General features: G+C 49.5%; 26 protein-coding genes. 10 read left to right on the top strand and 16 right to left on the bottom strand.

The window, feature by feature from the left end; translation table 11 throughout:
- Position 1: 1 nt before the first annotated feature.
- Genes ACW9JV_RS01070 through ACW9JV_RS01060 form a run of 3 tightly spaced genes read right to left on the bottom strand, consistent with a single transcriptional unit; the run spans position 2 to position 2,969 of the window.
- Positions 2–328, bottom strand: a complete 327-nt coding sequence (locus tag ACW9JV_RS01070; RefSeq protein WP_457330485.1) for a PTS lactose/cellobiose transporter subunit IIA — start codon at positions 326–328, stop codon at positions 2–4.
- A complete protein-coding gene (gene celB / locus ACW9JV_RS01065; RefSeq protein WP_457330483.1) occupies positions 325–1,647 on the bottom strand; it encodes a PTS cellobiose transporter subunit IIC in 1,323 nt (440 codons plus the stop codon). Before celB ends, ACW9JV_RS01070 begins: the two co-directional genes overlap by 4 nt.
- A complete protein-coding gene (locus tag ACW9JV_RS01060; RefSeq protein ID WP_457330481.1) occupies positions 1,644–2,969 on the bottom strand; it encodes a 6-phospho-beta-glucosidase in 1,326 nt (441 codons plus the stop codon). The genes celB and ACW9JV_RS01060 overlap by 4 nt, the downstream gene beginning before the upstream one ends.
- 148 nt (positions 2,970–3,117) lie before the next feature.
- Here ACW9JV_RS01060 and ACW9JV_RS01055 point away from each other — a divergent pair, with 148 nt between their 5' ends.
- Together ACW9JV_RS01055 and chbG are read left to right on the top strand one after the other, a co-directional pair.
- Positions 3,118–3,837 carry a GntR family transcriptional regulator gene (locus ACW9JV_RS01055; RefSeq protein WP_457330479.1) on the top strand — a complete coding sequence of 240 codons (720 nt, stop codon included), beginning with the start codon at positions 3,118–3,120 and terminating at the stop codon, positions 3,835–3,837.
- Positions 3,838–3,862: 25 nt separating this feature from the next.
- Positions 3,863–4,606: a chitin disaccharide deacetylase gene (chbG, locus tag ACW9JV_RS01050; protein ID WP_457330477.1), complete on the top strand. Its 744-nt coding sequence runs from the start codon at positions 3,863–3,865 to the stop codon at positions 4,604–4,606.
- A gap of 245 nt (positions 4,607–4,851) precedes the next feature.
- On the opposite strand, the gene argS is transcribed toward chbG, so the two are convergent.
- The 4 genes from argS to ACW9JV_RS01030 all read right to left on the bottom strand — a co-directional run bounded on the left by argS (position 4,852) and on the right by ACW9JV_RS01030 (position 8,748).
- Positions 4,852–6,522, bottom strand: coding sequence for an arginine--tRNA ligase (argS, locus tag ACW9JV_RS01045; protein ID WP_457330475.1), 1,671 nt, complete (start codon positions 6,520–6,522; stop codon positions 4,852–4,854).
- A gap of 5 nt (positions 6,523–6,527) precedes the next feature.
- Positions 6,528–6,965, bottom strand: coding sequence for a DUF1934 domain-containing protein (locus ACW9JV_RS01040; RefSeq protein WP_457330473.1), 438 nt, complete (start codon positions 6,963–6,965; stop codon positions 6,528–6,530).
- Positions 6,966–7,112: 147 nt separating this feature from the next.
- The gene (locus tag ACW9JV_RS01035; RefSeq protein WP_457330471.1) at positions 7,113–7,649 is read right to left on the bottom strand and encodes a phosphatase PAP2 family protein; all 537 of its coding nucleotides are present in this window, start codon (positions 7,647–7,649) and stop codon (positions 7,113–7,115) included.
- Between the two features lie 115 nt (positions 7,650–7,764).
- Positions 7,765–8,748: a cyclodeaminase gene (locus tag ACW9JV_RS01030; protein WP_457330469.1), complete on the bottom strand. Its 984-nt coding sequence runs from the start codon at positions 8,746–8,748 to the stop codon at positions 7,765–7,767.
- A 266-nt stretch (positions 8,749–9,014) separates the two neighbouring features.
- On the opposite strand from ACW9JV_RS01030, the gene ACW9JV_RS01025 reads away from it, so the two are divergent.
- Positions 9,015–10,046, top strand: a complete 1,032-nt coding sequence (locus tag ACW9JV_RS01025) for an S-layer homology domain-containing protein (RefSeq protein WP_457330467.1) — start codon at positions 9,015–9,017, stop codon at positions 10,044–10,046.
- Positions 10,047–10,208: 162 nt separating this feature from the next.
- Positions 10,209–11,192: an aldo/keto reductase gene (locus tag ACW9JV_RS01020; RefSeq protein WP_457330466.1), complete on the top strand. Its 984-nt coding sequence runs from the start codon at positions 10,209–10,211 to the stop codon at positions 11,190–11,192.
- A 53-nt stretch (positions 11,193–11,245) separates the two neighbouring features.
- Here the strand turns inward: ACW9JV_RS01020 and ACW9JV_RS01015 are convergent, their stop codons facing one another.
- From ACW9JV_RS01015 to ACW9JV_RS00990, 6 genes are all read right to left on the bottom strand, one after another.
- Positions 11,246–11,875: a class D sortase gene (locus ACW9JV_RS01015; protein WP_457330464.1), complete on the bottom strand. Its 630-nt coding sequence runs from the start codon at positions 11,873–11,875 to the stop codon at positions 11,246–11,248.
- Positions 11,872–12,858: an LPXTG cell wall anchor domain-containing protein gene (locus ACW9JV_RS01010; protein WP_457330462.1), complete on the bottom strand. Its 987-nt coding sequence runs from the start codon at positions 12,856–12,858 to the stop codon at positions 11,872–11,874. Before ACW9JV_RS01010 ends, ACW9JV_RS01015 begins: the two co-directional genes overlap by 4 nt.
- Positions 12,859–12,882: 24 nt before the next feature.
- Positions 12,883–13,416, bottom strand: a complete 534-nt coding sequence (locus tag ACW9JV_RS01005) for a signal peptidase I (protein ID WP_457330460.1) — start codon at positions 13,414–13,416, stop codon at positions 12,883–12,885.
- A complete protein-coding gene (locus ACW9JV_RS01000) occupies positions 13,413–14,681 on the bottom strand; it encodes a hypothetical protein (protein ID WP_457330458.1) in 1,269 nt (422 codons plus the stop codon). The genes ACW9JV_RS01005 and ACW9JV_RS01000 overlap by 4 nt, the downstream gene beginning before the upstream one ends.
- 87 nt (positions 14,682–14,768) lie before the next feature.
- On the bottom strand, positions 14,769–15,392 hold the full coding sequence (locus ACW9JV_RS00995) for a hypothetical protein (protein ID WP_457330456.1): 624 nt from the start codon (positions 15,390–15,392) through the stop codon (positions 14,769–14,771).
- A 128-nt stretch (positions 15,393–15,520) separates the two neighbouring features.
- A complete protein-coding gene (locus ACW9JV_RS00990) occupies positions 15,521–16,063 on the bottom strand; it encodes a signal peptidase I (RefSeq protein ID WP_457330454.1) in 543 nt (180 codons plus the stop codon).
- 304 nt (positions 16,064–16,367) lie between these two features.
- Between ACW9JV_RS00990 and ACW9JV_RS00985 the strand changes: the two genes are divergently transcribed.
- Positions 16,368–17,444: a M20/M25/M40 family metallo-hydrolase gene (locus tag ACW9JV_RS00985; RefSeq protein ID WP_457330452.1), complete on the top strand. Its 1,077-nt coding sequence runs from the start codon at positions 16,368–16,370 to the stop codon at positions 17,442–17,444.
- Positions 17,445–17,813: 369 nt separating this feature from the next.
- Positions 17,814–19,025, top strand: coding sequence for a multidrug effflux MFS transporter (locus tag ACW9JV_RS00980; RefSeq protein WP_457330450.1), 1,212 nt, complete (start codon positions 17,814–17,816; stop codon positions 19,023–19,025).
- A gap of 35 nt (positions 19,026–19,060) precedes the next feature.
- Here ACW9JV_RS00980 and ACW9JV_RS00975 read toward each other — a convergent pair whose 3' ends face one another.
- Complete coding sequence (locus ACW9JV_RS00975) at positions 19,061–19,888, bottom strand: MurR/RpiR family transcriptional regulator (protein WP_457330448.1); 828 nt, start codon at positions 19,886–19,888, stop codon at positions 19,061–19,063.
- A gap of 168 nt (positions 19,889–20,056) precedes the next feature.
- Here ACW9JV_RS00975 and ACW9JV_RS00970 point away from each other — a divergent pair, with 168 nt between their 5' ends.
- From ACW9JV_RS00970 to ACW9JV_RS00955, 4 genes are read left to right on the top strand one after another with little or no spacing between them, the layout of a single operon-like run.
- Complete coding sequence (locus ACW9JV_RS00970; RefSeq protein ID WP_457330446.1) at positions 20,057–20,947, top strand: cell division protein FtsQ; 891 nt, start codon at positions 20,057–20,059, stop codon at positions 20,945–20,947.
- A 2-nt stretch (positions 20,948–20,949) separates the two neighbouring features.
- Positions 20,950–22,695 carry an ABC transporter ATP-binding protein gene (locus ACW9JV_RS00965; protein WP_457330444.1) on the top strand — a complete coding sequence of 582 codons (1,746 nt, stop codon included), beginning with the start codon at positions 20,950–20,952 and terminating at the stop codon, positions 22,693–22,695.
- On the top strand, positions 22,655–23,500 hold the full coding sequence (locus ACW9JV_RS00960) for an energy-coupling factor transporter transmembrane component T family protein (protein ID WP_457330442.1): 846 nt from the start codon (positions 22,655–22,657) through the stop codon (positions 23,498–23,500). Before ACW9JV_RS00965 ends, ACW9JV_RS00960 begins: the two co-directional genes overlap by 41 nt.
- On the top strand, positions 23,497–24,246 hold the full coding sequence (locus tag ACW9JV_RS00955) for a PHP-associated domain-containing protein (protein ID WP_457330440.1): 750 nt from the start codon (positions 23,497–23,499) through the stop codon (positions 24,244–24,246). Before ACW9JV_RS00960 ends, ACW9JV_RS00955 begins: the two co-directional genes overlap by 4 nt.
- A 27-nt stretch (positions 24,247–24,273) precedes the next feature.
- Here the strand turns inward: ACW9JV_RS00955 and dhaM are convergent, their stop codons facing one another.
- Positions 24,274–24,663, bottom strand: coding sequence for a dihydroxyacetone kinase phosphoryl donor subunit DhaM (dhaM, locus tag ACW9JV_RS00950; protein WP_457330438.1), 390 nt, complete (start codon positions 24,661–24,663; stop codon positions 24,274–24,276).
- Positions 24,663–25,283 carry a dihydroxyacetone kinase subunit DhaL gene (gene dhaL, locus ACW9JV_RS00945; RefSeq protein ID WP_457330436.1) on the bottom strand — a complete coding sequence of 207 codons (621 nt, stop codon included), beginning with the start codon at positions 25,281–25,283 and terminating at the stop codon, positions 24,663–24,665. The genes dhaM and dhaL overlap by 1 nt, the downstream gene beginning before the upstream one ends.
- Positions 25,284–25,294: the final 11 nt, after the last annotated feature.

Genomic DNA, 25,294 nt, shown 5'->3' with positions numbered 1-25,294 from the left:
TTTACCTGTCCCCTTTCCCTCTTTTATGAAGTTCTATGATTTCTTCTCCTAGCTCTTTCACCGTCATTGCATTCATCAAGTGATCCTGGGCATGAATTAATAAAATAGAAGGATTTTCTTCTCTGCCTGATGCTTCCTGCTGCAATAATGCAGTTTGGGAGTGATGGGCCTGGTTCAATTCCTCTTCTGCCTCTTTTATCTTCTGATATGCCTGCTCTATCTCTCCCATTCTTGCCGACTGTAAAGCTTCCATGGCGGAAGAACGGGCATTTCCTGCATGTAGAATAATGTCAAAAGAAACCTGCTGAAGATCCAGCGTGTGTTTCATTGACCACTCACCTTCCTTTCTTCTTGGCTGAAGTCTTCGTGGCCTGTATTTTTCATTTGTGAACGATCGGCTGCCATGATGAATGGAATATACATCGCCGTGGCAATCGACAAATTAATAAGCTGCAGAACAACACCGGACCAGGATCCTCCTGTGACCAGATATCCACTTAGTATCGGAGGAGTCGTCCACGGCAGAATGGCTACCGTTTTGGGAACAAAGCCGACAGCAATTGCCGAATACGCGACAATCGTTAAGACAAAGGGGATTAAAATAAATGGAACAAGCATCACCGGGTTCAATACCACCGGAAGTCCAAATAACATGGGTTCATTAATATTAAAAATCCCCGGAGCACTTGAGAGTTTCCCTACTGTTCTGTAGTGCCTGGATTTGACGACCAGGAATATGGCAAAAATAAGAGCCAGGGTTGTGCCGGATCCGCCCATGAAAACATACGCATCAAAAAACGGCTTCGTCACAATATAGGGGACGTCAAAGGCACTGGTACCCGCTGCAAATAAGGACTGGTTTTCTTCAATCAGCGGAAGATAAATCGATTCCATGATCGGCCCCAGAATATTGGTCCCGTGCAGACCGAAAAACCAAAGCAGTTGATTTAAAAAGGCAAACAGTAACGCTGAACCTATGGTGTTGGATAAACCCTGCAACGGCTCCTGAATAACGGAAAAGACGAGTTCATGAATGCTTTGGCCGAAAGTAAGGGTGATCAAGGTATTAACCAACCCCGCTGCGAACAATATGAGGGCTGCCGGGAGCAGAGCGTTGAATGACTTTGTCACTCCTTCCGGAACTCCTTCCGGCATTTTTATTTTCAATTTTTCGTATTTACCCAATATTCGAAATACTTCTGTTGAAACGATCGATGTAACAACAGCTACAAATAAGCCCTGTGCCCCAAGCCAGGTGAATGAGAGGCCGAAATCATCCGTAACCGGGGTCAACACAACAAGAGCACCAACAGCAATCAGAGCAGCCGATATTCCGTCTGCCTCATAAGATTCTGCCAGCTTATACGCAATAGACGCCGTTACCAATAAACTGAGGATAGCAAAGGATCCATTCCATACTGAATCGCCCACCATTTTCCAATTGTCTCCAAAAACCATTACCATGAAGTTTTGGAAACCATCCCACGGAAAATTATTAATAAGAACGGCGAGGGATCCAATGATAATCAGCGGCATAATCCCTACAAAACCATCTCTTATTGCCACCAAGTGACGCAGGGAACCTATTTTTCCGGCTATGGGCATAAACTTTTCTTCCATAAAACGCATGAATTTGTTCTGATTCATGAACGAACAACCCCCTTAGTGAATTGAGGCAGAAAGTCCTTATGAGCCTCTAATAACTCATCAAGTACTATCTGAGCTTTTTCATCAGATCGGATCAGCGGATTCATTACAAAAGCAGCATAGGTGCTGTAATAATTACCAGTTACCGCAGCCTCGATGACCAACTCCTCCATTTTTTTCATCTGTATGAGTAAACCACTTGTTTGTCTTGGAATGGAGCCAACAGCAATCGGTCTCGGCCCATCTGCAGTAATAAGACTATTTACTTCAATAACAGCATCATCCGCCAACTCCGGAAGACAGCCATTGTTACGCGTGTTCACCGTTTGCACATCCAGAACGTTATTATACATGGAAACCATTAAGTTGCAGGCAGCATCGCTATAATAGGCACCTCCTCTTTCTTCCAGTTCTTTTGGTTTGGCTTTAACGGATTCATCCGCATACTGCCGAAATAAATGTTTTTCCACCTGCATGACCATCTCCGCTCTCGTCCCCTGTTCTTTCCATTGCTTGATGTCTTTTTCCAGCATCGTTTCCTGTTGAAAATAATATTGATGATAAGGATTCGGGATCATACCGATCATGCTCAAAAACGTTTTATTCCAGGGAAGCGATACGATATTAGCCGGCGCATAGTCCACATCCTGGTTTATCAATTTTTCTATGGTTTCTGAGGTCCGGTCTTTTCCGTCTATAAAAACACGCTTTCCGAATGAAAAGTGGTTCAGCCCTAAAAATTCTACAGAAATCCGTTCAATCCCTACACCAAATAAAGAAGCAATGCCTGTTCTCATGTTGTATGGAATATTGCAGACGCCTACCACTTTCTGGTGGGGAGAGTGCTTTAAAACTGCTTCTGTTACAATGCCTGCCGGATTGGAAAAGTTGATTAACCAGGCTTCAGGACAGATATTATGCATATCTTGAGCAATATCCAGAAGAACAGGTACTGTCCGCAGTGCATTAAAAATCCCCCCTGCCCCGTTCGTTTCCTGACCGATCAACCGGTGTTTTAAAGGAATCTGTTCATCATAATAACGGGCCTGCAGGCCGCCGACCCTCACTTGAACCATGACGAAATCAGCATGATGAAGTGCTTTCTTCCGGTCCTTCCCGGCATGGATCTCCACAGGCAGTCCAGCCTCCGCTATCATCCGGCGTGACAGCGATGCCACTGTCTTCATTTTTTCTTCCCCTTCTGCTACATCCACCAGCACAACAGAGGTCACCGGAAAACGATGATAACGGTCGATCAGACCTTCGATGATTTCCGGTGTATAGCTGGATCCCCCGCCAATGACTACAAGTTTTAACCCCATGCTCGTAACCTCCTTTATATGTAAAAGCGCTTTCTAAAAATAATTTAACATGTTACTACAAATATGTCTATACCATTTTGTTATTATGAATTTATGATGAATTGTGATAAACTATGACTACATCATTTACAGGCAGGGAGAGACAGCAATGGCGAAGAAAAAATCTCAGTTACACAGCCGGATTAAAAAAGACATCATTGAAAAAATTGAAAGTGGATATTACCGTCCCGGACGCCTTCTGCCTACGGAAACGGAATTTTGCAGTTTATATGAGGTGAGCCGCACAACCATCCGCACTGCGTTAAACCATTTAATTATGGAAGGACATATTTACCGTAAACAGGGAAAAGGCACATTTGTCGCTAAAGGGAAAGTACAGCAGATATTGAGCTCCAGTACGATGCGGTTTAGTGATCAGCTTCGCGCCCAGTCGCGTACCCCACGCATCAAGGTGGAGGAATGCAGAGAGGACGCCGCTGACAAAAAAGCCGCGCAAAAACTGGGGATCAACGAGGGGGATCCCATCTATATCGTGAAACGAACGCGTTTCGCAGATGACGAAGAAATCCAGTTTGAGATCGCTTATGTAAGGAAAGACCTTGTTCCCGACTTAACGGAAGAGTCGGCAGAGCAGTCGTTGTATGATACCATCACCGCCAACGGCCATCAGCTGAACAGAACGGAAGAACAGATAAAAATTGTGATAACCGATGAAGAAGCAGCAGCCAGTTTGAATATCTCCACCGGGGCTCCCTGTTTTCAAATTTCCACCATAACCTTTATTCCATCTGAAGAAGCTGTGGAATATTCAGAAGCTTATTTCCGGGGAGACCGGGTGGAATTCATGATCGAAAGAAACTATCAATAATCTTGTGGAGAAGGGGTTGGTCTTCTTGAAAAACCTCATTATCAACGCTGATGATTTCGGGTATTCGAAGGGGGTGAACTACGGAATAATGGACGCTCACACCTCCGGCGTCTTAACATCGACCACGCTAATGACCAATATGCCCGAAGCGTCGCACGCCTGCGGCCTGGCGGCGGCCAATCCTGAGCTCGGTGTCGGCATACACCTCACATTAACCTGCGGCCCTCCTCTTGTCTCCGGTCATCAAACGATCGTGGATGAACAGGGGAAGTTTCGTACTTTATCCTACTATTCCGGTTCATATGACATTAATGAAGAAGAAGTTTATCAGGAATGGAAAGCTCAGATAGAAAGGGCTGTCCAGTTCGGGATCACCCCGACTCATCTGGACAGCCATCATCATATTCACTCTTACCCGGGACTGACAGAAGTATATACGTCCCTTGCCGCTTCTTATCATCTTCCAGTCCGGGTTCCTTTTCCGGAAAAGACACCGGGCGAAGATTCTTTCGTTTCTGACGTTATGACGACTGATTACCTGGAACTCCGCATTGATAAATTAAAAGGAAACATGGAAGAAACGTACGAACAGGCCGATACAATTGAATTCATGACCCACCCTGCCTATCTGGACAAACCGCTGATTGAAGGTTCTTCCTTTTTATTTCCCCGCGCGGAAGAGCTTGCCCTGCTGACCGATGATGCTCTGAAACTTCGGCTTAACAACAATGCTGATGTACAGCTGATTACCTTTCGCGACCTTTTATAAAACGGGGAGAGAAAGGGGAAGGCGGTTGGAGCTGAATGTCCAGAAAATCAGGTTATAACCCATTTTTCAGAATCAAGCGTGGTAGGATGTCCAATAAATGTTGGTTGCAGCCATTTGGTTCTGTGTTTTCCTTAAAGTGTCCCTTACCTGCAGTTTATAGACATTTGCACTCCTGATTTGTCCACATACGGCGCAAAAAGACCTGTCCGGCTTGCTGACCGGGCAGGTCTTTTTGTACATCATGATTACATTTTTTCAGGGGCATGGACACCAATCATCGTCATCGCGTTCTGGAGCGTGATCTGGGCAGCTTTGACGAGCTTGAGCCGGGCCTGGGTTTTGGCGGCGTCTTCCTGGTCCACCACCCGTTCCGCATTGTAAAAACTGTGGAAGGCGGCAGCCAGCTCATGGGCGTAATTAGTCATCCGGTGCGGAGCGTACTTCTCGGCTGCCAGCGCGATAGCTTCCGGAAAGTCTCCGATTTTTTTCAGGAGATCATATTCTTTTTCCGAAGCAATCGGGGTCAAGTCGGCTTCCGGATCATACGTATATCCTTTTTCCTCCGCCTGTCTGAAAATGCTGCATAGACGGGCATGGGCGTACTGGACATAATACACCGGGTTTTCGTTGGATTCCGATTTCGCCAGGGTTAAATCAAAGTCCATATGGGTATCAGAGCTTCTCATCGCAAAAAAGTACCGTGTCGCGTCAATGCCGACTTCTTCCATCAGGTCTTTGAGCGTAACAGCTTTCCCGGTGCGCTTGCTCATTTTTACCCGTTCGCCGTTTTCATACAGATTCACCATCTGAATGATCTGGGTCTCGAGCTGATCTTTATCATAGCCGAGCGCCTGGACAGCTGCTTCCATTCTCGGAATATAGCCGTGGTGGTCGGCTCCCCAGATATTGATGACTTTTTCAAATCCTCGTTCAAATTTGTTTTGGTGATAGGCGATGTCGGGCAGAAGATAGGTGTAGGTATTGTCGTTCTTGACGAGCACCCGGTCTTTGTCATCCCCGTAGTTGGTGGATCTGAACCAGACCGCATCGTCCGCCTCGTACACTTCCCCGCGCTCCTCGAGCAGCTGGAGGGCCTTCTCCACTTTGCCGCTCTCATATAATGACGTTTCCGAGTACCAGACATCAAATTCGACCCCGAAATCAAGCAGATCCTGCTTCAGCTTGTCCATTTCCCGTTTCAGCCCGTACTCCCGGAAAAAGGCAAGCCGTTCTTCCCGGGCCGTATCAACAAAACGCTCTCCGTGAGCTTCTGCCAGCTCTTCGCCGAATTGTTTAATATCAGCGCCGCGGTATCCGTCTTCAGGCATCGTTGTTTCCCTGCCGAGCGCTTCCAGATAACGGGCCTCAACAGAGTAGGCCAGGTTGTTGATCTGATTACCCGCATCGTTAATATAATATTCACGTGTTACATCAAAGCCGGCTCTGTCCAGAATATTGCAGAGAGTGTCTCCAACCGCCGCACCGCGGGCATGTCCAAGGTGCAGGTCTCCTGTTGGGTTGGCGGAAACGAATTCCACCTGAACTTTTGTGCCGCCGCCGACGTCCGTTTTTCCGTATTCCTGTCCGGCTGAAAGCACCGCCGGGATGACCTGGCGAAGATAGCTGCGATCGAGGAAAAAATTAATGAACCCCGGGCCGGCAATCTCCATCTTTTCGACGGATGCTTTCGACGTATCAATGGCCCCGGTAATATCTTCTGCAATCAGACGCGGTGCTTTTTTTGCCGTTTTGGCCAGCTGCATGGCAAGATTGGTGGCAAAATCCCCATGCTGCTTGTCTTTTGGTGTTTCCATCACCACTTCCGGGAGATCTTCTCTGGAGACAAGACCCGCTTTAACAGCGGCATCTGCGGTTTCCTGTTTTAACTGCTCCTTGATTTGTTCGACGACGTTCATAACCGTTACGTATCCTCCTCAATCGAAATAGTGACATCGTACCGTCCGGCAACAGCACCCTGCAGCGTCAGGTCATAGCCGAACTGAATGCGGCCGGTGCTTCCGCTGTCCGCCCACATGACAGCCACCTGATGGGTGTCCGCCTCGGTGGTGAATGTTCCAAACGGCGTTTCATAGCTTCCCTCGGTCCGTTCTCCACTTAAATAGCGTTGACGCATGGCTACAGAGCCGGACCGCAGCACGGTGATCTCTCTGTCTCCTACCTTTAAGACCGTGGAAACTTCACCGATATCGTCCAGATTTTCTGTGAACGACACATAGGTGAAATTCTGCTTTTGGTATACCTCGCCTTTGGCCTCGAGGTTCACCTGCTCCTGCTCCCCCTGCTGTTTGATATTGGTCGTCATTTTTACATCAACTGGTGTTTTCAGCGCATCTGCCATCTTACCGCTCCCCTTCTATATGAATATAGTTCCGGGTCCCTCGCGTTTCTCCGCATACAAAGTGTAGCGATTCCTATTTTCCATTGCAAGAAAAGATAGATCCCCGCTGCAAATATATGTATCAGCCTTCTATTTTATGCCTGTTTTTTACGGAAAATGGCGGGAATACGAAGGGGTGAACCGAGAGCGTCGGCTTCGTTTTTTCCGGATCCAGACGGCTGTTCCCATGACAAGGGCTCCAAGCAGTGCTCCGCTTAAGACATCCAACGGATAATGATGACCGGTGTAGACGCGTGATACCAGTACCAGCAGCACTGGAAACAAAGCCATCCAGCCCGCTTGTCGTCCGATACAGAAAAAGAGGGCGAGACAGACTCCCATAATGACCGCCTGATCGCTCGGAAAGGAAGGGGAAGCACTCTGTTCCATTAAGACGGATGCGTCACGCGTAACAAACGGCTGCGGCCTGTTAACGAGCATTTTGATGAGGTAATTCAGGCCGAGTGCCGCCGCCAGGGAAAGCAGACTGAGCCATGCCGGGCCCCGTTTTTGTGTGAACAGCAGCAAAACGATGATGACAAAAGCAAGAATAAAACCGTAAGAAGACAAAACAGTCATCAACAGGTCAAGCCAGTCCCACCGGCCGGCTGCACCGTTGATCTGTTCAAATAAAGCAACATCCATAACAGCACCTGCTCTGTTTGACTTTCTTCCATTATACATGAAACAAACGGTTTCTGAACCACTTTTCTGCCATCCTGCTGTTTAAAGCCGGGATTGGTGTCCCGGCTTTTTTACGCTAATCTTCAAATGTCGTTCCTTTTCCTGCGTTGAGCAGGCTTTGATAAGCATATACGGCTATCGCTGTGTCCTGGACACCGGTACCGGTCAAGTCGCAGAAGGTGATGTCTTCAACTGATTTTCGTCCCTGTGCCCGGCCGAGGGATAAGGCTCCCAGTTCCTGAATCGTGCTGTTTTCGTGAATGATTCCTGCCTCCAGCGCATGGTGGTGTTCTCCCAGCTTAAATACCTGGGCTTTCGAATCACAAGCCAGCACATCCACTGCTCCAAGCACATCCGGAGCCACTTCATTTTTCTCTTCGGCATCCGATCCCATCGCAGTAATGTGCAGGCCTGGATGAAGCCATTCTTTTTGAATAATAGGTTCCTTCGCGGGGGTGGTCGTTACCACGACATCACTGTTTTGCACCACTTCTTCTGCGCTTTGTGCCGCTTTCACCTCGATGCCGAGGGCCTCTTTCATGTCATCGATATACTGCTGCACTCGTTCTTCTTTTCTTCCGTACACGAGAACCTGGTCTACGCTCCGTACCATCTGCAGCGCACGGATCTGATAGCGTGCCTGCGTGCCTGTGCCAATCACGCCGGCGGTTGTTATATTGGGCGCTGCCAGGTGATCCGCTGCCATTCCTCCGGCCACGGCCGTACGGACATCGGTCAAATAGCCGTTGTCCTGCAGCACCGCTTTGGTAAAACCTGTTTCTGTACTGAACAGAAGCATCATGCCGCTCAGGCTTGGCAGTCCTTTATCCACATTATCGAAAAAGCCGGAAGAAATTTTCAGCGCAAACTTATCCATCCCTTTCACGTAGGCTGTTTTCACGTCCACTTCTCCGTTATTTTCCGGAATATCCACCCGGAGGACCGGCGGCATTGTCACTTCGCCCTGCTCCAGTTTCTGAAATCCTTCTTCAATCAGCTCCAGCGCGGTTTTGTTGACATCCACCACCTGACGAAGTTCTTTTTCAGAAAAGATATACATCCACCATCCGCTCCTTTCTTCCTTTATCCATACTATCCCTTTTCACCGATGATGATTAAACCTGTTTTCCCGGGTGTAAGAAAAACAGCTCCTTTTCTGCAACCTTTTCTGTGTTTGCCTTCGTCGAACGAATAGAAGATAACAAAAGGGAGGGGCGGAGAAGAGAAACTGTATTTATCGTTTAGGAAAACATCCCCGGGGGTAAGGAAGAGTTAGAGAAATCTGCTTTTACTATAAAACTATTATGTATGTGAGGTGTTTTAGACATGAACATGTGGAAGAAAATAGGTATAACCTCGTTCGCTGTAATTTTCCTGACGGCAGGAGCGGTATCCGCGAATGAAAACTTTTCTGATGTTGATTCGGACTTCTGGGCAGAAAATGAAATTACGTATCTAACCGGCGAAGGAGTCATCAGCGGCTATTCAAACGGTGAGTTCCGTCCCGGAAATGACGTCACCCGTTCCCAGGCAGCGCTTATGATTGCTGCCTCCCTAAACCTTGAAACCGGTGACCGTCCGGATCCCGGGTTTGAAGATGTCGATGCGTCCAGCCATGCGTATGAAGCAATTGCGGCTGTTGCGGATGAAGGGATCATCAATGGAGATGACGGCGCCTTTATGCCGAATGATCCGTTAACGAGAGGACAGATGGCAGCCGTCCTCACCAGAGCGTATAACCTGAGCGCAGACGGCGACACCAGGGACTTTGCAGATATTGATGAAGATTATATTTTCTATCACGATATCCAGGCACTGGCCGGCAGCAACATTACTACCGGATATGCCGAAGACAACACGTTCCGTCCCGGAGAATCGACGACAAGGGCCCAGTTTTCCGTATTCACCGCCAGAGCCATGAACGAAGAATACAGGCCTGAACCGGCGGAAACCCCTTCCCTTGCCTACTTCCAGGAACGTATAACAGAAGCGGAAGCCGCCATTGAAGATGTGATGTACAACGAATGGGAAGACTCGTTCGAGAACGACGAACCAAAAGCACCTTTTGAAGACATCGAAGGTACGTTCCATGAATACTATACCGAAGAGATGACATCCGGCATGTGGGAACCATTTTATCAGGACGGCCTCGATGACTACGGACCGGCGCTTGCCCAGGTCTTTCCGTTCCGGAACATGGAAGGTGTATCGTTTGAATCCCGAAGCGAAAATGAAGTCGTCATCGGCGGTACCGAACCTGAAACTGAATTAAACAACCAGGAAACGTATTATGAGTACACCCTTGTGAACAAAAACGACACCTGGCTGATTGCCGATATGGAAGGAACCCCGCAGTAGAGTACACCTCCTGCCCCTCTTTCGTTCCAATTTATAAAATCAATGAAACACGGTCTTAACCCCTCGTTTAGGCCGTGTTTCTTTTTCGTGGATACCGCAGCTTAAATCGTGTATAATTGTGGAAGCGCTTAAATGACATAGATAAGGTTGGTGTGAGAAAAGATGAAATACCGGCAGTTGGGTAATACAGACCTGAACGTGAGTGAAATCAGTTTTGGCACCTGGGCCATAGGCGGTGCCTGGGGATCAACCAATGACACGGAAGCCTTAAAAGGACTGGAGCGGGCCATGGAAGCAGGCGTGAATTTTTTCGATACCGCGGATGTATACGGAGACGGCCGCAGCGAGGAACTTCTCGCCAAAGCAGCGAAAAGGCGCGAAGATGAGATTCATATCGCGAGCAAATTCTGCCGCGCCGGAGACATCGATGATCCTGATACCTACTCTGAAAAAAGCGTACGGGCCTACCTCGAAAACAGCCTGCGCCGCCTTGGCCGGGAGCGGCTCGATCTCTATCAGATCCACTGCCCGCCAAAACACATTCTCGAGGACGGCCATGTGTTTGACGTGCTCGATAAACTGCAGCAGGAGGGAAAAATCCGCTATTACGGCGTTAGTGTCGAAACCGTGGAGGAAGGCCTGATCTGCCTGGAACAACCGAATGTCCGTGCCTTGCAGGTCATCTTTAATATCTTCCGCCAGAAACCTCTTGAAGAACTTCTTCCTAAAGCGAAACAGCAAGGCGTCGGTATTCTTACCAGACTTCCGCTTGCAAGCGGTCTCTTGACGGGTAAATTCACGAACACCAGCACGTTTGCCGAAGACGACCACCGGCACTTCAACCGGGAAGGGAAAGCATTCAATGTAGGGGAAACATTCGCCGGGCTTCCTTTTGAAAAAGGAGTGGAGCTCAGCCAAGCCTTGCAATGGATCGCAAAAGGACGCGGAAACATGACCAGAGGGGCATTAAAATGGATTCTTGAGCACGAGGAAGTAACGTGTGTGATCCCCGGCTTTAAATCGATGGAACAGGTGGAAGACAATCTGCAGGCCGAAGAAAGCACCTCCTATACCGAAGAAGAAATGCAGAAGCTCCGCAGGATATATGAAGAGGATGTACTGCCCTACATTCAGGGGGCCTATTAAAAGCAGACTGTCATACAAAAACTGCCTGGGTATAAGCGGGCAGTTTTTGCTTATCAATTTAATTTTCCCTGCACGATCAAACGGTTCACCGGGTTTTTCATCGGGGTGCAGGTGATCAGCGTAAGGACCTTTTCTCCATTCGTATCCTGCCGCAGCACGGAGGTATCAGAAGGGTCCACGATCTTCGTCTGAAACACGGTGTAGGAATAGGTCCCGGTGCCGGTCTCTACTTCTATCACGTCTCCAGCTGCCACCTCATCCAGACGGTTGAACATGCGGCCGTATGTGTGACTGCGGTGGGCGGCGACTGCACTGTTGCCTTCCTCTCCCAGTGCAGCTGTGCCGGCAAGATGGCCGGCTGCCACCTCGAGAATTTCCGCGGATGCCCCTGCCGCCACAGGAAGTTCCGCTCCAATTGCAGAGATTCGGAGAATCCCGATAGGATCCGTTTCTCCTTCCGTATCCGGCAAAGAGGCGCCGGCCTCTGCTGAATCTTCCTGTTGAAAAACCTGTTCCAGCTCTTCATAATCCCGCCCGACTCTTGTTTCCACCGGTGCCGCTTCAGCAGTCTCCCACTGTTCCAACAGTTCCGCCTGCCGGGAATCAGCCATCCATTCGTTCACATGCGGATAAAACAGCAGGAAGATCCCCGCGAGAATCAGAAGAAAGGCAGCCGGTTTCATGGCTCCCTTCTCCTTCTAAACACAAGCGGCACGAGAGAAGAGGACACTCTGCCATATAAATAGATGCCGGCAGCTATACTGACAAGCCCCGCCGCATAAAACAGCAGATTTCCATGTTCACCTGTCTGTGGCAGTGTTGGACCGGGCCGATCATTGCCGCCGGGAACTGTCGTCTCATCATCGCCGGGCTCTTCCGGTTCATTTGGTTTATTTGGTTCATCAGTATCCGGTACGCCAGGTTCTTCAGGTGTTTCGGGACGGTCCGGGTTTTCCGGGTCCTCTACCGGCTGTTCGGGATCCCCCGGCTCCCCGGTCCCCGGTTGTTCCGGTTCTCCGGTATCCGGGTCAGGCACTGCAGGCGTTTCTGGATCGTCGGACTCTTCTGGATTCCCGGTATCACCCGGATCACTGGTATCACGGTCCGGATTTCCGGAACCGCCGTCTGAATCATTGCCGCCGTTTCCGTTATCGTCTCCGCCGCTGTTTTCATCATCGTCCGGCGGGGTATTCACCTGTCGCGCATCCACTTTCACGGACACACTGGTGGAAAGCCCCTGATATTCATTCCCGCTTTCTTCAGGAAAATGAACGTCAAACGTCACCGGCAGATCTTCCTCTTTTTCCAATAGTCCCATATCAATGGTTTCGACTCCTGCGAAACTTCCTTCGTACTTCTGTTCACCGTCTGCCTGGACAGTGACCTGCAGGTTTTCAAAGAACATCATTGATTCTTCTTCCCGGTTCTGCTGGTCTTCTTCTTCCCTTTTCAAGGTAAGGACATATTCGATATCATCCTTACTGACATTTTCCACGGTAATCCCCGTTTCAAAGGAAAGACCCGGAGCAAAGGGGCCGACATCTTTCATGAAGCCGCTGTCCTCCAGTTCCACCAGCTCCCCGGCAGCTGCTGTACTGGAGGAGAACAGAAATAACAGCGCCACCCCGGTCAGCAGGGACAACGCTTTTGTCCATATCTTCATCATCTCCCCATCCCCCCGTTTTCTTATTCAATGGTCAAAGCTCCGGGGCTTGTAACGGACATATTTTTTCCGCAGCCCCAGGACTTTGAGAACCGTTTTGTAGTATTTCCATAATGCAATAAAACCGAGCAGCGCCGCACCGGCAATGAACCCGTATCCGCCTGCCATCTGTTCTATCAACCATCCGGCTGAGGGGATATGAAAGAGATAAATACCTTCCACCTGCTCCGGCGGAACCAATGCATCATCCTGTACCGGATTGGCATCTCCTTTGGTTCGGAATCCTTCTTCGGTTATCTGCGTTACGCGGTGGGTGACGCTCGCCCCATTTTGTTCGAACATGAGGACGGAACCGATCCGGATGGCTCCCGTTTCTTTCAGAATTAATAGATCTCCTTCAGAAAACGTCGGTTCCATACTCCCGGATGCTGCTTTCACCGGCTGCAGACCGAATATTTTCGGAATATCACCGGGCTGCTGAATGGTAAAGAAAACGAGATAGACAGCAAGAACAAATGTCCCGAAACTAAGCAGCACCGTCAGTTTTTTCAGCAGTTTCATTGATCCTTATCCTTTTTGTCTGCTTTTTTCTTATCTTTGTCCTTGTCTTTACCTTTATCGTCTTCATCGCTGTTTTTATCGTTATCATCCGTTTTCTCGTCTTTTTCTTCATCTTTTGCGCTGTTGTCTTTCTTACCGGCTTCTTCTTTTTTGTCCTCAGAAGGATCGTCCTCCGGAGTGCCGGAATCATTGGTGCTATCGTCATTCGTTGATTCATCGACTTCTTTACCGGAATCTTTTTCACTCTTCACATCGCTGCTGCCTCCGCCTGTTCCCTCATTACCGGAGTCGTTCTCTTCGCTCTGATCCGTCTGCTCTCCCGAGGATTCTTCTTCTCTGGCGCTTTGATCTTCCCCGCTATCTTTTTCGTCTTCCCGGCTGTTGTCCTGCGGATGATCTTCTCCGCCGTCGTCAGGGGATTCAGGACTTTCTGACTCCGGTGATTCTTCCGAGTCTGAGCTTCCGCCGTCCCCGGAATCTTCTCCACTTTCTTCCGTGTTTTCTCCGCCGTTTTCGGACTCACCGTCATCTTCATTACCGTTGTTATCTTCTTCTACGGCTTCTTCACCGCTGCCGTTGTTTTCTTCGGTTTCTTCGCTGTTTTCTTCACTGTTTCCGGATTCTTCCTCGTCTTCTTCGTTGTTACCGGTGTCATCACTACCTTCTTCTTCACTGCCGTCACTGGATTCCGGCGACTCTTCCGATTCTGAACTTTCTTCTTCATCTCCGGACTCTGCCCCGGTCTCTTCCTGCGTTTGTTCTTCTTCCTTGTTTTCTTCCTCGTTCTCTTCTTCCATCTCTTCTTCTAATTCTTCCTTTTTAGGAGGTGGGTTGTGGACTTTTACCCGTATATTTTCTTCGAATCTTCCATTAAAAGCGGAAATATCAAAATACACCCATTGATTATTACAATGGACCCCTTCCCGGTGATCGGTCACAAACGTGGCAGACTCTGAATCTTTAGCCGAAATCGAGAGACGTTCCACCTCCGGAACGATGCGGTAATTGTTTTTCTTATGTGCCTTCTGCCCGGCCTGGATGCGGACGTCATCTGCATCCACCTGCGTTTTGTTTCTTAACGTCAGCGTGACAGCACAACCGTCGACTTCCTCATCAATATCCAGACCGTCTGCCGGAACAAAGGCTTCGACCGAACTGGGAGAACTTCTTGTTTCGGCTGAAAAATAGGAATAAGTGCTGAATCCATCCAACACGCATGCAATCACAAACGTGCTCACGATAAACAGGGATAACCAGCCTTTCAACCTGGAGCACCTCCATTCAATGATCGGGATATAGAACGAAGCAGCTGGAAGCCAGCTGCTCCGTGTTTACAACGTATTTACCTGCTATTAGTCTTCCGGGTACTCCGCATCTTCAACTGTCTGCTTACCATCTACACGGAGCGTACCTGTTACTGAGGAATCCTGATACTCATTGCCGGCTTCCTGGTCAAGGTAGACGTCAAAACTTACAGTTACGGCATCGCCCGGCTCCATGTCTTTGTCGAAACCTTCTGATGCATCACGGAACCACTCATTGATCGGTGCTTCGGTTTCATTGGCATCAATCCACTCGCTCTGGCCGCTCCAGTCTACGCTTCCGGTACGGTCAAGATTCATGCGGATCTTATAGTCATTGCCGTCTGCACCTACAATACCGCTTGTTTCCACATCGAGCATCAGACGGGGATCGAGCGCCAGGTTTCCGTCGTTTTCAAACGTAATCGAGTTTCCTTCCGCTCTATACTCTGAATCATTTTCCGCTGTGTTCTGCGTTACCGGCTGGAGAAGCTGACCTTCCGTACTGAAGACTCTTTCTTCACTGATGTCGGTCAGGGAAAGCGTTCCCGCCTGCACATCGCTGGAGCCGGTTTCCTGGCTTTCGGTGAACCATGAGAATGTGCCAAATCCTGCCCCTGCTGCCATAACGCCTGCCAGAGATGTTGCGATGAGTGCCTTTTTTGTTTTGTTCATTGATAATTCCTCCTCATAAGTAATGTTTCAATCTTTTCCTGTCCCTAACAAACAGTAGGTAACATTGATAAATAAATGCCGTCTTCGGCTGTGCTCTTTTTCACCTCCTTTATGGAATTAACTTGGTATTACACTGTTTGTTCTGATTTATCGTTTCTGCTTAACCGCTCGTAAATCACGATACCGATGTAAGCAAAAACAGGAAGGATAATAAACAGGATGATACCGGCCGGACTTCCGAAAAATTGCGCAAGGTACCCGCCGTAAGGAAGTGAAAACTGCATTTCCCCGATAACCCGGGAGCCGGAGGTCACTTCATCATCTTTCACATTGTTGTTGTCTCCCTGGGTCACAAACGCGGGCTGCCCCTCTTTTTCAGTGGTTTCGATGACCCGGTGGGTAATGACTTCTCTTTCCTCGTTATAAAAGGAAATAACATCGCCGGACTGAATCTCCCCGGGATCTGTCTGTTTCGTAAGTATCATGTCTCCTGCCGAAAAAGCAGGCTCCATACTGTTCGACAGGACCGTTAAGGGGTGATAGCCAAACACGGATGGCATTTCATCCGGATTCATTCTTCCCTGGATCAAAAGAAACACCGAGGCTAAAAAAAGGACAAATAACAGAGCGAAAAAACTTTTACCTGCTATACGTACGAGCCGTTTGATCATCCTGCCGCCTCCTGTTCTTTTGTCTTTTGTTCGTTTTATCGAATACAATAGAATTATATAACGAATGGATTGTTTTGCAAAACGTCTTTGACATGCTTCAGTTCTATATAACGCACATATCCTTCATTTTTTTCCCTTTTCCTCTTAATAACTTACTTTTTCACATTTATGACCAATTTTTCGTTTTATATATTGAACAAAACGCACCTATCCACCCGATACTTCCTGAGTTTCATTTGTTTTTCTATGGGGGTGAGGCATATAATGTAGGAAATGTCTCAGAGAAAAGGATAGGGATGCAGATATGAAAAACGATCATTATGATTTCTTATACGACCTGCTTCACACACCGTCGCCTTCAGGGATGGAGGCAGACATTCAGAAAAAATGGCTGCGGCAGGTGAAGCCGCATGCGGAAACGTTACATACCGACGGGGCGGGCAATGGCACCGTTTCTCATCATCCGGACGCGTCCCTGCAGATTGCGGTGGCGGGACACTGTGACGAAATTGGATTTATGGTGAAAGCCATTGACGACAAAGGGTATATTTATGTAGAAAAACTGGGAGGGATCAGCCACAAGCCGGCTGTAGGCATGAAAGTGGAGATTCTTGGAACGCACGGCCGTCTTACGGGTGTTTTCGGGACAAAAGCCGAGCATCACGGGGGATCCAAGGATTCTTTCAATTTTTCCGATTTGTTCATCGACTGCGGGGCTTCTTCGCGGGAGGAAGTAGAAGCATTCACGGTGCCGGGGGATACAGCTGTGTACAAACGCGAGCCGGAAACGCTTCTTAACAACCGAATCAGCGGACGCGGCCTCGATAACCGAACGGGATCCTTCATTGTAGCGGAAGCTTTCAACCGGCTGGAAGGACGTCTGCACCAGGACGTCGGCATGCATGCGGTGAGCACAGTCAATGAAGAAACAAACATGGGCGGCGCTTATTTTGCCGGTTCCGGACTTGCTCCGGACCTTGCCATCGCAGTGGATGTGACGTTCGCGACGGATTATCCGGGCGCCGTCTCGGAGAAAACCGTGGAAGTAAAGCTGGATGAAGGTCCTGTCCTTGCCAAAGGAGCCCCCATTAACCAGAAAGCCAATGAGCTGCTGGAAGAAGCGGCCTCGTCCGCCGGCATCCCGGTCCAATATGAGCTTACCCCCCGTACGACAGGAACGGATGCCGATCAGCTCCGCAAAACCGCGCAGGGTGTTCCAGTCGCTGTTGTATCGCTGCCGCTCCGGTACATGCACGCCCCGGTTGAAACGGCAAGTCTCGCCGATATCGAACAGACGATTGAGCTGCTCACGGCATTTTTCACCCGGCTCACCGGGCAGGAAAACTTCAAACCTGTTTCCATCGAAGATCTCGAGGAGTAGGAAACTTTCATGTTTAAAACATGAACTTCGACGAGCGAAGGGCATCGTTTAGCGGCCAAATTGAGCATTATACCTGCCAAATGTACACTCGTACCCGCCAAACATGTTCTTTTACCAGCCAATTGAGTTAGTTTACACGCTGAAAACGGATGCTTTCCCGCCAACTGCCGGCCCCGCTGCTGGTCGACTGCAGCCGGGCGCTGGATCTCAAAACACTCCCTTCTACGCGTTAATAGTGATCGTTACCGGGAAGATAACGATCACTATTCTTTATTATTTATGAGCAGAATACCGGCACGTTTCTCTCATCTAAGGTACAATAAAGACGCTCTTATACGAAATTACTTGGAAAGGTAGCTTGGTATATCTATGGAACAATCAACTGCTCCCGCTCCTGCGTTATCGAAAGCACGTCGTTTATGGATGGCTGTGCTTCTCGGATCGCTGGCTGCTTTCGGGCCGCTTACAATTGATATGTACCTTCCCAGCTTCCCTTCTATCGCAGATGATTTAGGGACCACTGCTTCTTCGGTTCAGTTAAGTTTAACAGCCTGTCTGCTCGGGCTCGCCGGGGGACAGCTCGTCATAGGTCCGATCAGCGATATGAAAGGCCGCAAAGCACCGATGATGATTTCGCTGGCGGTATATGCGGCAGCATCGCTGTTATGCGTCTTCGCACCGTCGATCTGGGTGCTTATCGGTGCCCGTTTTTTACAGGGATTTTCCGCATCCGCGGGCATTGTTATTTCTCGTGCGGTCGTCCGTGATTTATACACCGGGAAGGAATTAACGAAATTCTTTGCTCTGTTGATGCTCGTAAACGGCCTCGCGCCGATCCTTGCTCCCCTTGCCGGCGGCATTGTGCTGGAATGGACCTCTTGGCAGGGTATCTTTGCTTTATTGAGCGTCATCGGCCTGTTCATGTTCGTGACGATATTTATTCTGCTCCCGGAAACCCTGAAAGAAGAAAACAAATCCACCACCGGGGTCAAGCAGACTATCCGGACATTCGGGGATCTGATCAAGGACCGCTCCTTTGCCGGCTACGCGCTGGCGCAGGGACTGGTCATGGCCGGCATTTTCGCGTATGTATCGGGAACGCCGTTTGTATACCAGGGCATTTACGGTGTGTCGCCGCAGGTGTTCAGTATTCTATTTGCGATGAACGGCATCGGACTCATTGCAGGAAGCCAGTTAACAGGCCGGCTGGCCGGCATCGTTGATGAACGGAACATTCTGTTCACCGGGCTGCTGACAACAACGAGTGCCGGCACATTCCTGCTGTTCATGATTTTTCTGCAGGCGCCGCTCGTCTTTATTGTGATCCCCCTCTTTCTGATCGTTTCCTGCGTAGGGGTGGTCACGACGACCTGCTTTTCTCTGGCCATGGAGTCCCAGGGAAACCGTGCCGGCAGTGCCTCCGCTCTGCTCGGCCTGCTGCCGTTTCTGTTCGGCGCCTCCTCAGCTCCGCTGGTCGGCGTTGCCGGCGAAAATACGGCGCTTCCTATGGGATTGATTATCTTTACTGCCAATGTGCTTGCCTTGAGCTGTTACCTGTTTCTTGTAAGAAAAACATCGTGACCGGCACAGCAGATCCCGGGGGTACCCGGGATTCTTTATTTATGAAACGGATACTTTTTTCTCAGACGCTCCAGTTCCTCCAGGTTCGCCATCGCGGTTTCTTCCCGCTCCCTGCCGATTTCCACAATGATACTCTCAATCAGAGCGACCGGGGCCGTCATGGAGTGAAACTCCCACATCTCCCCGCGCTCTGTATACATCACGGCATCAGCCCTCGGAATAAACTCAAACACTCTCAGATCCGTAATTAGAATGACCACCATGCCTTTTTCTGCTGCAGCATCAAACAACGCCCTTATTTCAGGAAGAGGCTTGGCAAAACCGAAAATAACGACAGCATCCTGCTTTTGAAAATGCATCATTTCCTCCAGCAGCTTCTGCCCGCTTTCCGGGAGAACATGAACGTGAATGCCGAAACGGCGGAGCCTGAAGGAAAAGAGCGACGTCAACGCGGCAGCCGGTCCGTAACCAAACATATACACCACGGCCGCTTCATTTATGAACGCTACAGTTTTCTGGAAATCATTCTCCGACATTTCCTTCGACGTCGTTTCGAGATACGTTTGGCTCTGCTGCATCATGGAATGCACGACTTTCGATGATTCCGTCTTTTCAATCATCGTTCCCATTTTATTGGCCGGCGTATCGGCAAAACGATGCTTCATTTCCTCCCGGAACGCCTTGAAGCTGGTAAATCCGATCTGACGGAAAAAACGGGACACGGTAGCCATACTTACCCCCGTTTCCCGGGCAATATCCTTCTGGGTGAGATACGCAATTTTCGTATCCTGCTTGTACAAATAATCCGCTACTTTCTGCTGGTTGGCACTTAACGAGGAAGAATCAATCTGAAGCCAGTCCAACCACCCCACCTCCTTTCTCTTTATGATACATTACCTTTCATTTTGAAAAAATATTTTCTTTTTAATAAATAAGAAAAATTAATTTCATTTTTACAATCCCTTAACACCTCCTTTATATACAGCTCTTACACTGAACGTGTAATCATCTTAAAGGAGGCATCTTTTCTTATGGCTCATGATCCGCATATTCAGAAGAAAGAATTGAATCAGTCCCAGCAGCTCATGATCTTTGTCTTGTCCATGTCCCTGTTTGGTATCGCCAATATCATCACCGAGATTGTTCCTGAATTTTCATTCGGCCCGGTGGAATTTTCGGTATCATACTTCGCTTTCATTCCTTTGACGATGGTCTTTTTGTTCAGCCCGCTGCCGGCGGCCCTTGGTGCTCCGCTCGGTGAAATTATTTTCGCGGATCTTTTGATGGGGGATTTTGGAGGCATCGGTGAACTGGAAGGCTTCATTGAATTCGGACTGGCGATGTATATTGCCGGACTCCTCGTAAAAAATCCGAACAGCAGAAAGCAGATTGGTATCGCCGCCCTCATTGGCGTTGGTATCGATCAGATGCTGAGTACGATCGTGGACATCGGCAAAGTGTGGGTCGGTATTGAAGAGCTTGAAGCAGTGCCCGGAGTGCCGGAAAGTGTTCTTGTTCTCGAAGGTATCAGTTTTGTCAATGAAATGGTTATCTCCGGTGTGTTGTTCGGCTTGATTCCCGCATTGTGGCTCGTACCCAGGCTCTACGGCAAAATCGAGCCGCTTATGGGATTTGAACCGCGGCAGGACGTCTCCTTCCGCTCCGCCACCGAGATTGTCAGCGCCCGTTTTCTCGTTCTGGCCGTCTTCTTCGTCTTTGTCGGCATGATTGCGGAATTCATGGCGGAAATGGACGTTAACTTCGCTGTCTGGGAACCGGAATTCATTGAACAGTTCGGACAGCAGTTTCTCTGGGTAGGGGTGTCGGCCGCCTTGATTGTGCTCATTCTTGCCATTATGGGTGTTTCGTATTTGAAGAAATCCTCCGGAACCAGACATCATCCCTCCAGAAAGGCGCAGTAATTATGGAAACACCTATCATCGAGTTACAGCATGTTCATTTTTCCTATCCTGCTGCACCGGAACCTGTTCTGCACGATGTCTCCCTCACAGTCAACCGCGGTGAATTTCTTGCTGTTATCGGTGGAAACGGGAGCGGCAAAACAACGCTCTGCAAAACGTTTAATGGGTTGATCCCCCATTATTACAGCGGAAGGCTGGAAGGTACCATCCGTATTAACGGGGAACCGACGGAAGAAACGAATACGGCCCTCCTTTCCAAAACAGCCGGTTACGTCTATCAGGATTTTGAAAGCCAGCTCGTCCGTCCGCGCGTCGTGGATGAAGTCCGGTTTGCCCCGCTGAACTACGGCTGGACAGACTATAAAGAACGCGGACAGGAAGTGCTCGACATGCTGGGGCTGACCGGTATCAAAGACGAATTCATCTGGCAGCTGAGCGGCGGGCAGAAACATCTGACTGCCCTCGCCAGTGTTCTTGCCCTGCAGCCGCAGGTCGTTATCGTGGACGAACCCGCAGCCCAGCTCGACCCGGTCCATGCCCGGGACATTTATAACACCCTGCAGTACTTAAACCGTGAACACGGTGTAACGATCATCGTCATCGAACACCACACCGAGTTCATTGCCGAATTCGCGCAATCCGTGTTATTGATGGATGCCGGCATGGTGAAGTGGAAAAAACCTGTGGCTGAAGCCCTGCGGCGCACCGCTGAACTTCAGTCCCAAAATATTCTTCCGCCTCCTGTGACGAGGCTGGCCGAAAAAACGGCACCAGAGCCGGCCGCCAATCTTCCCGTAACGATGGAGGAAGGAGTCCGGTGGTTCAGACCCTTTATTTCACCAATTTCCACCCGGCGTCTCGGCCCGGTACCGCCGCCGGGAGCTGAAAAAAGGGAGATTGCATCATTCCGCCATGTTACCCAGGGATATAAAACAGTGGAAAAGTCCTTTAACTGGGTGTTTCAGAATCTGTCGCTCTCGTTTTATGAAGGAGACCGGATAGCTCTTGTCGGGGGAAACGGCGCCGGAAAATCCAGTTTATTGAAAATGCTGACGGGCATTCTCCGTCCCCGTGAAGGAGAAATAACCGCCGCCGGGCATTCCGTCCGACGCACCGCACCGGAAAAAATCGCGGAAGCTGTGACTTATATATATCAGAACCCGGAAGAGATGTTCATCGATGATAATATCCGTGCTGATATTGAATACTTTCTTAAAGCCAGAAAGTCACCGGATGCTTCCGAATATACCGATGAATTATGCCGGCTTTTTTCCCTGGAAAAGCTCGAAAACAAAGACGGGCGCCTTCTCAGCGGAGGCCAGCAACGCCGGGCCTCTCTTGCCATCGGACTGGGGACAAGGCCGTCCCTGCTGCTTCTGGATGAGCCAACCTCGAGTCTTGACATCAACAGCCGTAACGAAGTGACACGTCTGCTGCATGAATTAAAAGACCAGGTAAAAACAGTAGTCATTGCTACCCATGATATGGACCTCGTCGCGGAATGGGCCAGCCGCGTCATTGTATTGAACGAGGGAACGGTGGAATATGACGGCGGACCGCGTGGGTTGTTTTCCGATCATGATTTGATGCGGAAGTGTTCCCTGCACCCTCCCCAGCTCGTCCGTCTGTCTGAAAAACTGGGCATGCACCCTTCTGCGCTCGATATTTCGGAATTCCTGACATTCATGAAACGAGGTGAACCCGGCGATGAACCGTATCCGGCAGTGGCTCTCGAAAATCAACGTTGAAACGATAAAAATTGAACTAATGAATACAGCATACGGCGAACGGACGACGCTTATGGCAAAACTTGATCCAAGGGTAGCCATCATCTGGTATCTACTGTTCGCAATTCTGCCCTGGTTTTTCTGGAACAACACTATTTTGATCGGTATGCTCATCTACATGATTATTCTTACCGCCGTTTCCCGGATCAGCCCGCTGATTTTGTTCCTGCTCTGTTTCGGACTCGTCACCGAAGCCGGCTATGTTATCTTCGTCGCTCTCTTTTTCGGAGGAGACCTGACTGCGGCAGCCGCTCTTCTCACCTTCACGATGAAACTGACAATCATTTCGCTGGCGAGCATCGTCATTTTTACGAACATGGACCCGGAGCGTTTCAGTGATGCCCTGCTTCGTTTCAAAGTGCCGGAAACGTTCTGTTTCGGTATCTCCTACGGCTACCGGATGCTGCCGATCCTGATTGAAGAATACCAGAACATCTTCAACTCCTTCCGCCTGCGGGGAAAATTCCCGGAAAAGAAAGGATTCTTCGGCTGGCGGTACGTCTATCATATCTGCGTCACCGCCGTGAAAGCTTTTTACCCGATGATCCTGAACACCGCCAAACGGACCCGCACGACGGTGGAAGCCCTGGAAGTCAAAGGGTTTACTTACGGGATGTATGATCCCGGAGCGAGGGAACTGAAACTCTCGTACTTAAAAACAACCAAAAAAGACGCCCTGTTTTTGGGCATCACCGGCATTGTTTTAATTGCCATCATTTATACCGGAACTCTATATCCGATAGAAAGGACGATTCACCAACTATGAACATGGATCTGCATACTCACGGTAAACTGACGAAGAAAACGGATTTTGATCTGGAGTTTTTCCGGAACATGGCCGCCGGAGCAGCGAAAAACGGCCTGGATGCATTTGCCTTGACCGAACATTTCAACACCCGCAACTTTCGGGAGGTCTATGACACGCTTGATGCTCATTTTCCGTATGTAAACAACTATTATGACGTAGACGGCCTCCGTGTGTTTCCGGGCATGGAAGTGGATGTAAAAGAGACAGGACATATTCTGTTAATCGGGGAAAAAGCAGCTGTTCTTGCCTTGAATGATGAACTCGAACCTTTTAAAGAAGATTTTATCTCCTTTGAGGAACTGCTGCGGCTCACGGAGGAGAAAGAAATGGTTCGTATCGGCGCCCATCCGTTCCGGGAATCAACACCGCTTCTTGCACATCCTCCCCGGCTGCTCGAAAAACTTGACGCCTTTGATGTGAACGGCAAAGACTTATTTACGTATGAGAACACCGGCATGAAAGAGCGCGTACAGAAATGGGCGGACGAACTCGGCATCCGTGCCACGGCCGGGAGTGACGCCCACCATCCGCTGCAGCTCGGAGCCGTGCACAACGAAGTCCCTTCTGAAATCGAAACGATCGGGCAGCTGAAAGAAGCCGTACTTGCCCAGCCGGATCTGCACGTATCCCCCTGCCTGTCTACAAAGGTAGAAGCAGCCAAGTATGTCAAAAAGACGCTGAAACAGCACGTGCTTTCTGTTTAACAACTGCATCCCCGGAATGCCGGATACTTATTTCACAAATTCCTGGCGACGGACCGCTGCGGCTGTTTCTTCCAGTGTTCTGCCCATTCCTGCTTCCACAACCGCGACATAGGTTCCTTCGACAACCGGCGCGTCGATGATTTCTACACGGCCTTTTCTCTCAGGCATCATGTCGAGTGCGAGTTCCGCGTTCATTACGGCACTGCCGATATCGTAAAAAACCAATACACCAGCCGCTCTGTCTGCTTCTTCGAGAGCGGCTTTGATTGTACCGGCGCTGGTGCCGATGGCTCCATCCTCCGCTCCGCCGGCAGCAAACACTGCCACATCGGGCTGCTTTGTCTCGGAGACCAGATCGACGATACCTCTCGCGATTTTTGCACTGTGGGAGATGACAACGACCGCTGGTTTTTCCATCAGGCTTCCTCCTTGTTCAACGTTTCAGCCAAGGCTTCAAATAATAGGTAAGATGAATAAGCTCCCGGATCGATGTGGGATACGGACTGTTCTCCGTAATACGAAGCCCTTCCTTTTTTCGCGGGTATTTCCGCCGAGTGTTCCATTCCTTCTACTGCCTTCTGCTGAACTCCGGCGGCGTCCAGGCCCTGCTGCTGGATATATTCCACGACCGGAATCCAGACATCCAGAAGCGTTTTGCTGCCGCGTTCAGCTTTGCCACGGGTTTTCAGTCCTTCCACGGCAGCTTCCAGCCCTTTGGTAAACGCTTCTTCTGTCAGTTCTGTCTTCCCTTTCCATTCATCGGCTGCTTTCAGAAACGCTGTGCCGTATAACGGACCGGAGGCACCGCCCACTTTCGAAATAAGCGTCATGGATACCGTTTTAACAAGTGCTCCAACGTCCTCTTCGCCATTATCCTGAAGACCGGCTGCCGCTTCCTGGAACCCCCGTGCCATATTGTGGCCGTGGTCCCCATCTCCTATGGCCTGGTCCAGTTCGGACAAATATTCTTTGTGCTGCTGTATCTTCTCATTGGCTGTCTGGATCCAGCGCTTGATTTCTTCTAACGTTATTTCCATGGAACAGCACT

Source organism: Salibacterium sp. K-3 (assembly GCF_054052005.1).
This window is presented reverse-complemented; position numbering and strand designations above follow the sequence as displayed.